Below are 11,076 nucleotides of genomic sequence, written 5' to 3'. Positions count from 1 at the left end.
CCACACTTTTTCATCTACTTGTCAAGTCCTGTTTTCATTTTTTCATGCAAAAAAAAGAGCGGGCTATCTTTTAGATAACCTGCTCTTGTTCTTAATTTTGGCCCTGCGCCTTAACTTAATGACATTGTTGCTTAGGCAGCCGTTTTTATTTACTCCGCTAGACAGGCAGGATTGTGCAAAACTTTAGTGTAAAAGTTCGATGGCTGTAATGATAAAATTACCTCGAAAGACTCTTTAATTCGGGGGTGAAACGATGACTTGTCGTCTTGCGTTCTTTATTCAAGAGTGGGAATCGAAAATTAGAAATTTTACGTTGGAAGAATCACAAATGGGTTTTGTTTTCTTGCCTAGTAAAGCTCTTGATTTCTTCAAAGAAGAAAATTGCTTTCCTGTAGTTATTCTTTTTGAAGATGAACCTGTCGGTTTCTTTGTCTTACATAATAGTGGAGAAATTTATGATTTTACCGAAAACGTTAATTCAATATTTCTGCGGGCGTTTTCCATTGATAGGAAAAATCAGGGAAAAGGCTATGCAAAATTAGCAATGAATAGTCTACCGAAATTCATTCAACTTTATTTTCCACAAGTAGACGAGATAGTTCTGACTGTTAATGAGAACAATTTAGCGGCAAAACGGTTATATGAGAAATCGGGGTTTTTATATAAAGGGAAAAATAAACTAGGCAGAAGTGGGATTGAACTGGGCATGCATTATTTTCTTAAGGGCTGTTAAACATTGAATCAATTCTTAAGGAAATCGGGCGTTTTCGATGTAATGATTGGGTTATTCAAGAGACCCGCGTATTTGATGCTCCACGCGATCTTGTGTTTGATGCTTGGACGAAAGAGGAGCACCTGTCGAAGTGGTGGGGACCTCGAGGTTTTACGACGACTTTTCAGGAGTTTGATATGAAACCGGGCGGTACATGGCAGTTTATCATGCACGGTCCTGATGGCGTTGATTATCCAAACACCAATGTCTTTGTCGAGGTCGTTAAACCCGAGCGAATCGTCATCAAACATGCTGTGTTTCCCCATTTTCTTGCGACAGCAATCTTTGAGGATCTAGATGGCAAGACCAAACTCACTTATAGCACAGTTTTTGAAGAAGATGCCGCTGTATTCGATAAGGTGAAAACATATGCCGTCCCAGGTGCCGAACAGACCATGGATCGTCTTGAGGAGCATCTGGCAAGTATGTCTTCTTTTTGAGGCATGGTAGAAGTAACAAAGTTTATTTATTACAGGAGGCTACGACATGTTGAAACTATTCGAGTATAACTGGCAAGTTCGCAAAGATTGGTTTGACTGGTGCGATACGGTTAGCGAGGAAGAGTTGTTGAAAAGACGCACCGGAGGCATAGGATACATCCTTCCCACGCTGTATCACATTGTGGCAGTCGAGTATGGTTGGATTTGCGGTGGAATACAAGAAAAAGCGATTGTAATCCCTCCATTCGAGCAAGTGGCCAGTTTGCAGCAAATAAAGGGTTTTTCCGCCAATTGCCACGTGGAACTCGCTCCATTTGTTTATGATTGGAATGATAGTCTGGAAAACCGCGTTATGATTGATATCACGGATGAAGGGGAACGGGAAGCCCATAAATACGGCGAAGTGATGCGGCACGTGATCGCCCATGAGATCCACCATATCGGTCAATTGTCTATATGGTCACGAGAAATCGGAAAGAAGCCGGTTACTGCAAACTTGATTGGCAGAGGGTTATTCGATATTTAACGTTGATATATCCTATTGAACTAAGGAGTGTGCAATCGCAACTCCTCTTTTCTTTGTTACGCTAACGTCAGATTAGCATAAGAAGGATTTTGCCGCTTGACTGATGAATTGCTTATAAACTAATACCTTCTCTGCAATATCAGTCACCTATCGGTCGCGAAGGGGAAAAAGATATGATTCCACTACCTTTAAAGCTCGCCGCTCATCTTGTCGACGCTATGTGGACACCAATTACGATCGGGTGCTCTGTTGCTCAAACTTTCCGTTTGCAATTGCCGGGCCATGGAGTAGGGATGTACCTAAAGATGGTAGATCGGGATACTCGCAGGTCACTACAGCCGGAATATGAGCGGCTGGTATGGTTGCAAGGAAAACTGCCGGTTCCGAACATCATTGATTTCGTGACTGAAGACAATCGGGAATACCTGCTTACTGTCGAACTTCCGGGTACCCATGCCGCGGACCAATCAAGCTCGAATAGCCTACCGGGCATCGTACAGGAGTTGGCGCAGGCGCTAAGACGTATCCATGCTCTGCCAATCGATGATTGCCCATTCGAGAAAAACTTGACAATTCATATCGCTGAGGCTCGGCAGAATATGGAGCTTGGCTTAGTGGATGTGGAGGACTTCGACCGTAAGCGCTCAGGTAGAAGTTCTGACTCGTTATACCGAGAGCTGCTAATTACGCGACCTCAGAACGAAGACCTGGTATTTACTCACGGAGATTATTGCTTGCCGAACATTCTATTGTGCGAAGACGGCAGGCTAAGCGGATACATCGACTGGGGTAATGCCGGCATTGCCGACCGGTACCAAGACCTAGCGCTTGCCCATCGTAGTTTGATTTATAACTTCGGAATGACATGGGCAGAACTTTTCTTGCATGAATACGGACTGGAGCGACCGGACCGGGAAAAAATCGAATTCTACCAGCTACTGGATGAGTTTTTCTGAGTGACTAAGGTGGATTTCTAGTAACAACGAAAGAAAGGTTTTTCGTTATTACGGACACGATAGCACAACGAAGAACAGGCTGCCAATAACATCGGCAGCCTGTTCAATAAAGAAGGGTTTTGTCTGCGATTTGGAGGTCATATTACTCCTCCTCGTCTCCGTCATTGTGGTTGTTATGATCATGATCGTCATGTTCGTTCTTATAGTTGCCACCATGATGATCGCCATCATCGCGATCATCACGATCATCACGATCAATTTGATCTTTATGTTTCTTACGAACTTTTTGAAATTTTTGATCTTCTTTGTCTTTATCATCTTGTTCATATTCTAATTCTGAAGACTGATTATTCCATTTTAATTTGACTTTGATTTCTGCTTGACCTGGGTCGATGTCGAATTTCTTGAGTAAGGCATCTGCAAATTCTTGTTTGCTCATTGTTTTGTTTAATCCGATGGATCCCAGAAGTTGTTGGATATATTGATCGGCTTCGCTACCTTCCAAATGGCTGTTATGATCGCCGATCTTTTCTATTTCCACTTCGGAATCGATTTTAGCATTTTCCCGTTTAAGCTTTATTTTAACCTTCAGACCATTCTGATTTATTTTAATTTCTAATTTCCTCATTTGATCGAGTTTAAACGATTCTTCGATAGTTTTAAGCGTGTTCGTGCTATGGCTTTGAGAAGGTGAAGGAATTAGCGTGATTGAAACCTCATTCGCATGGCTTTGAGAAGGTGAAGGAATTAACGTGATTGAAACCTCATTCGCTTTAGCAATTTGTTGTTTAGCTGTTTCACTTACAACAGTCGGATCCTTCACTGTTGACGGGGTTTCTAATTGGTCCGCAAAAGCGACAAATCCATATGTAAGCGTGATCGAACATAGTGCCCCAATTAACATGTAAGCGATTTTCTTCTTCATAATAGTCCTCCTGAATTGCATAATATGATAGTTCATGGCTGTCTCTATATAATATATTCGTAGGGATCTTCAATTTTGGGTCCGTATGTGGGGGAGAAAGCTTGTCTGATGGCAGATCAGCGATTCGATTATCAACTTTAGAGGCGATCAACCGTATTGAACTAACCGGTACGATAGTGGAAGAGTAGCAGCAATCGCAGCTCCTCTTTTCTCAATTACTCTATCGGGCATGATTGTTGAACCATTTAGCGAAAGGGTGAGTTGGTTGTTCGAGTTATCAAATTCGATTATCCTGTGAACGAAATACCCTATAAAGAAATAGGGGGACGTAAATTGAAATTCTACGTATTAGCGCCAGAATCCCCCAAAAAGAAAAGAACAGCTATTCTATTCTTCGTTGGTGGTAGTTTTGGAAAGGGGCCACGAACGCCAGCAGATTTTCAACATCAAGCAAAGTATTTCTCTTCAAAGGGTATAGTGTCAATCTGTGTTGATTATAGGACGGGTCATGATGAAGATTTTTCTCCAGTTCAAGCCATTTGTGATGTTAAATCCGCTGTTCGGTGGTTGAGGGAGAATTCCGATGGCTTGGGTGTAGACCCTAATAAAATTGTTGTGTGTGGTTCATCCGCGGGTGGATATATTGCTGTATCCTCGATTATGTTTGAGGATGTAAACGATGACATTGATCATCATAGTACAAACTATATTCCAAATGCATTAGTCGTTTTCGGTGCCGGAATGGACGGTGTTGACATTATGAGGAGACGTTACCCGGAACTGCTTGAAAGGGCAATGGAACTGTCACCTCTTCACAATATTAAAAAGTGCTTACCTACAACCTTATGGTTATGCGGAACAGCCGATGATCTATATGAACAAAATAAAAACTTCGTTAATCTCATGATAAATGAAGGGAACGACATAACGTTTATTACATATGAAGGTATGGAGCATGGTATCCCCAACTATTTAAGTCATCAAAATAAGTCATACCATGATACCACTCTTAGGATTGATGACTTTTTGAAAACTATAGGATTTGTATAATCCACGCAAATTAGCGCGGCCCCGACAGCATCTCTTCTACCAACGACCTCATGGAGTCGACGACCGTCCTTTTGTAACGGATTCCTTGTATCAACACTTTGATTTTTTGGGCGTGCGACAAACGGGCGAACCGGGGTTCTTGCCGCAAGAAAGAGCGGATGATTTTGGAACCTGCCGGCTCAATCTTTGCGGTTCTGAACCGCGGAAAGTGCTCTAGCAGCTTCAGGTTTCGCGCACGGTCGAGCCATCCCCGGATGTCCGGCATTGCGCCGCTCTCGTCCACGATGCATGGAGCATACTTCTTTTTGGTATGGCGTATGAGGAATTCATAACGATCGAGCCCTCCAAGCAGCGTGAAACTCCCGTCTTTCTTGTTCCTGCGGACGATAAGAAGATACACGCAGTCTCTCATCCACGCCCGGAGTTGATGCCAACGCTTCGAGCTGCCGAAGGATGCCTCGGGTTTGATTTTGCTCAGAGGCACATATTTTACGGTAAATCTCATAGCGCATCCTCTCCTCGAGAGAGTATATTCGCGAATGTTGTTGTCTTATGTCATTATGGTTTAACGAGTAATTTTCCAAAATATAGGGCATTCTTAATAGAAAATGTAGGTGAGTGCTCATGTTTTTTCGAAAACTCGTCGTAACAATTGCCTTCATTACTATGGTATTTCATCCGACTGATTCAGTTAACGGTTCTAGGAAGGTGCCAGCGAAAGTCGCTTTTATGCGGGACGGTAACGTGTGGGTGTATGTGAATGATACGGAGATTCAGGTGACGAACTCGGGGAAGGCGAGCAGCCCGGAATGGTCAGTTGATGGAAAGCTACTTTCCCTTGTTGAAGAAGAGGGAGGGGACCCGCATCAACAGAGTGTTCGGATCTATGATGTCGGCGCCAAGAAAACCATAAAAATCTATAATAGAGGGTATTTACCGAAGTGGTCTCCCCGCGGAGACATTCTCGCCTATAAAGACGGTACCGTTCTCAACGTTACCGATTTCAAGCAATTTAATAACGCTGCAATTGGAGTAGATAATTATATCTGGATTCCTGACGGAAGCGGATTTATATTATCGAAGAGCGGCAACCTCACGCCGGAAGGATGGTCGGGAGCGACTCTTTATAAGAAGGTCCTGCCGCAGAATTGGGCGAAGGCGAGTTATCTAGAGAATGTTAAGAAATTCTTTAGCCTACCGAATGAGATATCAAGCAACGGTTCAAAGATTATTGCGGTCTATACAAGCGATTTTTCTTACTCGCCGAGCGGTCGCTGGCTTTCTTTCGTTGTATCGCCGACGGCATCTTGGTCAATGGACAGCAATATGGTTTGCTCGATCTCCGCAGACGGCCGTCTTTTTGAAGTGTTGGACGAGATCATTCTGGAAGTCGGACTTCCGAAGTGGGCGCCGTCGAAAGACATTTTAGCGTATATTGCAGGTGGAGGAAGACTTGTGTTCGGATTCAGGGATAAAGATTTAAAAACGAAGGAATACCCTGCATTCACAACCTACACGCCGGAGAACTATGCCGACTTGGATTTCGCTTGGAAGGACGACAATACGATCTATGTCTCTCGAATTAAAGAAGCAGAATGGTCGAATGATTTTTCCAAGCACCCTCTTCCGGCTGTATTTGTTATAGACACAGTCTCGGGGAAGCAATCCCAAATAACGAGTCCTCCGGAAGGATATGCCGACTACAGTCCCCATTACAACCGTTCCGCCGATAAAATGATTTGGATTCGACGAAAATATGATTATAAAGACTCTAATATTTGGATGGCCAATCCTGACGGAAGTAACGCAAGTCTATGGCTGAAAAATGCCGATTCACCGATAATTTATTCGCCAAAGGTGTAATGTGAGTCGTGCCTTCAAATCCGCGAGCTATATGATTCATAGACCCATGCGAACTCGCATGGGTTTATTTGTATTTTACTGTTTCGAAGGGGATGCTCATACACTAAATCAACCGGGTTTAAAAACATCTGTGGCTCAACTCCGAACTCTTAGCAGAGGTAGAGGAGGTTATGCGTTGGCAGGCACAAAGTACATAAAACTGCTGGGACTTGTTGCAGGCGTCGCGGCGTTGAATATCATAGTGCTCTCACCCGGATTAATAGGGGTAGATGTAGGCAGAAATCCTCTTGCGACGGCATTCGGGGTAACGGTGCCGATCGTAAGCGCGCTTGCTTTGTTTTACGGTACGTATGTTTGGATATTTAAGCTGCCAGTTGTTATGCCCGTGAAACAAATCAAAACGCACGAGGACTACGTAGAGGCATTGACTAGTTACGGATGCATAAAAGCGCTGGAAGGCGATATTACGCTTGCCCTAGAGCAGTTGAATCGGATGAAAAAGAAGAACTCCACCTTGTTAAACGTCCTGAATCAGAGATTCGATCCGTCCGAGTTAAGCTACAAGAAGTTCGCTTCCGTCATCCGGGAGGTAGAAATGCTTTTCTACCTTAACATCAGGAGTATCCTGAACAGGCTCCATGTCTTCGACGAATCGGAGTTCGAGAGCATCATGAGTCAGAAGTCGACGCGGTTGTCCCGGGAGCTTCTGCAAGAAAAGACGAACGTGTACAACGAGTATGTGTCTTTCGTAAAAAGCTCCCTAGGAACTAACGAGGAAATCTTGTTAAAGCTGGATAAGCTGCTGCTGGAGATATCCCGCTTGGATGACTTGGAGCTCGGGGATATCGAGAATCTGGCTTGCATTCAGGAAATAGACTCGTTAATCAAGCAAACGAAGTTCTATAAACAGTGAAAGGGTGTTAAGCATGGCTAAGAAGAGTAAGTTTTTCCTACTCTCGGGTTTCATTGTCGTATTCGTGTTTGCCCTCGTGTACTTTGGCGTTCAGTTAACCTCTAACTTAGGGAAATCCAAAGATCAGGTAACCACCGAGGACATGGGAAAACAATTAAACAAACTTTACTCCGATGTGTCGGTAACCACCGCGGCTCCCATTAAAGGCCAAATAGACCTAAATCCTAACGATGTCGCGGAATCTCTTCCGGATATTTCCAAGTTTCCGATATCCGTAAATAACACTACCGATCATTTCGTAGAGATCTTATCTTCCACGGAAAAGTCGGGAACCGGCGTCGACGGGTGGCTGAACGAAGTGGCGAACGATTTCAACCAAGCCAATCTCGACGTAAAAGGGAAACCTGCTTCGGTCAAGATTCGCAATATTGCTTCCGGGACGGCTACCGATTACATCAAATCCGGTAAATACGTAGCAGACGCGTTCACGCCGTCGAACGAATTGTGGGGTGAAATGGTAAAAGCGAGCGGCGTTAAGATTCAGCTTATATCCAAGCGTCTTGTCGGGAATGTTCCCGGCATTGTCATAGCAAAGGCGAAGTACGATGCGTTAGTCGACAAGTACGGGGCGGTAAACGTTAAATCGGTTACCGAAGCGATAGCCAATAACGAGTTTGCCATGGGGTATACGGATCCGTTCGCCAGCTCTACGGGGCTGAATTTTCTTGTAACGGCGCTCCATACTTTCGATAGTTCAAATATATTGGGAGAAAAAGCAGTTCAGGGGTTCGAGAAATTCCAAGCCAACGTCCCTTTTATCGCGTCTACGACCATACAGATGCGCGATGCGGCTAAGTCCGGGATGCTGGATGGCTTTGTTCTGGAGTACCAAACCTACGTTAATACGCCGGAACTAAAGAGCGGGTATGTCTTTACTCCTTTCGGCGTAAGGCATGACAGCCCGTTGTACGCTTTGGGTGATCTTCCTCAAGATAAGTTAGACATCATTCAGAAGTTCGCGGACTTCGTCGCGCAGGATAAGTATCAACAATCGGCTCGGGAAAATGGCTTCAATAGCCTTGAGGACTACAAGGCGGAACTTGGCGCGGTCGATGGCAGCTTGCTATCCTCCGCTCAGAAGATATGGAAGGAGAAGAAAAACGGAAGTAAACCTATTTCGGCCGTATTCGTAGCAGACGTCTCTGGCAGCATGGATGGCGAACCTCTTAATCGGCTTAAGGAATCCCTGTTGAAGGGACAAAAGTATTTAGGAAAGGACAATCGCATCGGTTTTGTTTCCTACTCTGATAACGTAACGATCAATCTTCCGATCGGGAAGTACGATACGAACCAGCAATCCTTGTTCGTAGGAGCTGTAGATAGCCTTCAATCCAGCGGTGGAACCGCGACCTTCGATGGGATCATCGTAGCTTTGAAAATGCTGCAAGACGAGTTGGCGGTCAACCCCAACGTGAAACCCTTGATTTTCGTCCTGAGCGATGGAGAAACGAACAAGGGTTACACCTTGCAGGATGTTAAGGATTTGATCGAAAATTTCAAGATTCCTATTTATACAATCGGTTATAACGCCAACATTAAGGCTCTTCAAAGCATTTCGAGCATCAACGAGGCAGCTAGTATTAACGCGGATACGGACGATGTCGTCTACAAGATCGGCAACTTGTTTAACGCTCAATTGTAACTCGAAACCAGAGGAGGGGTATCATGTCGTTTACGATGGAAGTAGCAAGTCCGGAAGAGATCAAGGTAGCGATCGAACAAGAGGTTAAACCAATACCCGAAGAAATCGCAAAGCTTAAAGAGGTAGCGGATTCCAACGTAGCCACGATCATGGCGCTCGATATCGAATCGCTGGAGAAGCGGAAAGAGATCCTGCAATCCATCGAAGTGTTCGGGCTGAATACGATGAAATCATCTTCGGATAAAAATTCTTTGCTTCAGGTTTCGGTAGGGAATCTCTCGAAAACGGGAGGCGAGGGCGGTCAAGTGGCCAAGGGACTAGCCGAATTGCATACCCAACTGAAGGATCTGGATCCGAGCGTGGTAGACTTTGCCAAGAGGGGTTTTTTAGGCAAAATGTTCAATCCGTTGCGTGCTTACTTCCTTAAGTATCAGAAAGCCGATGCCGTGATCGCGGATATCGTGGGTTCCCTCGATAAGGGAAAGTCGACGCTTAAGAACGACAACACTACCCTGGAGATCGAGCAACAGTCGCTTCGGGAGTTGACCAAAAAGCTTCAAAAAGAAATCCAGCTAGGGGTATTGATGGATGAGTCGATCGAGTCGCAGATCGAAGCGGCCAAACAGCGCAACGAAGATGCCGACAAAATCCGGTTCATTACCGAGGAAGTGCTCTTTCCTTTGCGCCAACGAACGATGGACTTGCAACAGATGCTGGTCGTTAACCAACAGGGGATTATGGCCATCGAAGTCGTTATCCGAAACAACAAGGAACTGATACGCGGAGTAGACAGAGCCAAGAACGTTACGATTTCGGCGCTGAAGATTTCCGTAACCGTAGCTAGCGCCCTCTACAATCAGAGGATCGTGCTGAAGAAGATAGAGCTTTTAAACCAAACCACGAACGATCTTATTGCCGGTACTTCCAGAATGCTAAAGGAGCAAGGGGTGGAGATCCATAAGCAATCGCTGGAAACGAGCATCTCGGTAGATACGCTGAAACAAGCCTTTACCGACGTATTGTCGGCCCTGGATTCAATTAGCACCTACAAGCAGGAAGCTCTGCCTAAAATGCGCGAAACGATCAATCAATTCCGTGAACTGGCTGAGGATGGCGAGAAGCGGATTCAGCGTTTGGAGAAGGGGCATAGGTTGAGTTTGTAAGCTATGCGGTCCGTTATTTAATGCTTATGTTACTGAAAAGCTACACGGCACCATAATAGTTATAGTCTAATGAAAACTTACAGGTATTGGAAATAAAGCCCACTTTTATTGTCTATACTACGATGATGAAGGGGTGGGCTATATGAAATGGATCGTTCTAATCATATCTATCTTGATTTTTAACGCTGTTGCAATTTTAATGAGAAAGCGTTTAAAGATTTCCGAAATATATGCAACTGTTGCCGTTGCTCTGTTACTCGATTTATTAGTTGATGTATATGCGAGCTTTCGTTTTAAAGCATGGGGATTTTTCGAAGTGGAGAAAGCAGAGTTCAGTGTAATATTAATCCTTTTTGGAATATATCCAGCAGTGGCGACAATGATTATTAACTGGTATCCATATAAATCCGTTTGGAAGTTAAAGCTTGGTTACCTAATAGGATGGGCAGTTTTTTCTACCGCTTACGAATGGCTGACCGTAAAAGTCGGTATTCTTTGGCACATCAACTGGAATTTATTTTATTCCTTAGTCATGTACCCTTTTATTTATTACATGCTCATTCTCCATGTAAGGATGTACCGAAGGATAATGGCGATTAACGGAACACAATAGATCAATGAAAAAAGGGCTGCCGATTTGGCAATGTCATTAAGTTAAGCTCAAAGACAAGACCTGGAATTAAAATGAAATCCGAAACGGCATGGGGAAAAGCCCTGTGTCGTTTGTTTTTTTGGTCCAAGCAAGGAATAAGCGTACAGCAAACAA

Annotated in this window: 13 protein-coding genes; 11 read left to right on the top strand and 2 right to left on the bottom strand. The window is 44.3% G+C overall.

Annotation, left to right across the window (positions count from 1 at the left end; translation table 11 throughout):
- The 5 genes from E2980_RS24500 to E2980_RS23285 all read left to right on the top strand — a co-directional run.
- The coding region (locus E2980_RS24500; RefSeq protein ID WP_205700020.1) for a hypothetical protein at positions 1-187 on the top strand (187 nt) is incomplete at its 5' end.
- Between the two features lie 66 nt (positions 188-253).
- Entirely contained in the window at positions 254-733 is a 480-nt protein-coding gene (locus E2980_RS23300) for a GNAT family N-acetyltransferase (RefSeq protein ID WP_135154602.1), read from the top strand.
- A 2-nt stretch (positions 734-735) separates the two neighbouring features.
- Positions 736-1,212, top strand: coding sequence for an SRPBCC family protein (locus E2980_RS23295; protein ID WP_240703168.1), 477 nt, complete (start codon positions 736-738; stop codon positions 1,210-1,212).
- A 46-nt stretch (positions 1,213-1,258) separates the two neighbouring features.
- Positions 1,259-1,738, top strand: a complete 480-nt coding sequence (locus E2980_RS23290) for a DinB family protein (protein ID WP_135154600.1) — start codon at positions 1,259-1,261, stop codon at positions 1,736-1,738.
- 173 nt (positions 1,739-1,911) lie between these two features.
- Entirely contained in the window at positions 1,912-2,694 is a 783-nt protein-coding gene (locus E2980_RS23285) for an APH(3') family aminoglycoside O-phosphotransferase (protein ID WP_135154599.1), read from the top strand.
- Positions 2,695-2,836: 142 nt separating this feature from the next.
- Here E2980_RS23285 and E2980_RS23280 read toward each other — a convergent pair whose 3' ends face one another.
- Positions 2,837-3,619: a YusW family protein gene (locus tag E2980_RS23280; protein ID WP_167747235.1), complete on the bottom strand. Its 783-nt coding sequence runs from the start codon at positions 3,617-3,619 to the stop codon at positions 2,837-2,839.
- 333 nt (positions 3,620-3,952) lie between these two features.
- Here E2980_RS23280 and E2980_RS23275 point away from each other — a divergent pair, with 333 nt between their 5' ends.
- Positions 3,953-4,669, top strand: coding sequence for an alpha/beta hydrolase (locus tag E2980_RS23275; RefSeq protein ID WP_240703167.1), 717 nt, complete (start codon positions 3,953-3,955; stop codon positions 4,667-4,669).
- Between the two features lie 10 nt (positions 4,670-4,679).
- Here E2980_RS23275 and E2980_RS23270 read toward each other — a convergent pair whose 3' ends face one another.
- Positions 4,680-5,174 (bottom strand): hypothetical protein, encoded by a 495-nt coding sequence (locus E2980_RS23270; protein ID WP_135154596.1) that lies wholly within the window; start codon positions 5,172-5,174, stop codon positions 4,680-4,682.
- A gap of 119 nt (positions 5,175-5,293) precedes the next feature.
- Between E2980_RS23270 and E2980_RS23265 the strand changes: the two genes are divergently transcribed.
- The 5 genes from E2980_RS23265 to E2980_RS23245 all read left to right on the top strand — a co-directional run bounded on the left by E2980_RS23265 (position 5,294) and on the right by E2980_RS23245 (position 10,923).
- On the top strand, positions 5,294-6,532 hold the full coding sequence (locus tag E2980_RS23265; protein WP_167747234.1) for a TolB family protein: 1,239 nt from the start codon (positions 5,294-5,296) through the stop codon (positions 6,530-6,532).
- A 175-nt stretch (positions 6,533-6,707) separates the two neighbouring features.
- A complete protein-coding gene (locus tag E2980_RS23260) occupies positions 6,708-7,445 on the top strand; it encodes a hypothetical protein (protein ID WP_135154594.1) in 738 nt (245 codons plus the stop codon).
- 13 nt (positions 7,446-7,458) lie between these two features.
- Positions 7,459-9,147, top strand: a complete 1,689-nt coding sequence (locus E2980_RS23255; RefSeq protein WP_135154593.1) for a vWA domain-containing protein — start codon at positions 7,459-7,461, stop codon at positions 9,145-9,147.
- A 23-nt stretch (positions 9,148-9,170) separates the two neighbouring features.
- Positions 9,171-10,310: a toxic anion resistance protein gene (locus E2980_RS23250; RefSeq protein WP_135154592.1), complete on the top strand. Its 1,140-nt coding sequence runs from the start codon at positions 9,171-9,173 to the stop codon at positions 10,308-10,310.
- A 142-nt stretch (positions 10,311-10,452) separates the two neighbouring features.
- Complete coding sequence (locus tag E2980_RS23245; protein WP_135154591.1) at positions 10,453-10,923, top strand: CBO0543 family protein; 471 nt, start codon at positions 10,453-10,455, stop codon at positions 10,921-10,923.
- Positions 10,924-11,076: the final 153 nt, after the last annotated feature.

This window comes from Cohnella luojiensis, from assembly GCF_004564235.1.
Lineage (GTDB): Bacteria > Bacillota > Bacilli > Paenibacillales > Paenibacillaceae > Cohnella > Cohnella luojiensis.
Note: the sequence above shows the minus strand (reverse complement) of the source record. Positions and strands in the feature narration are given on the sequence as shown.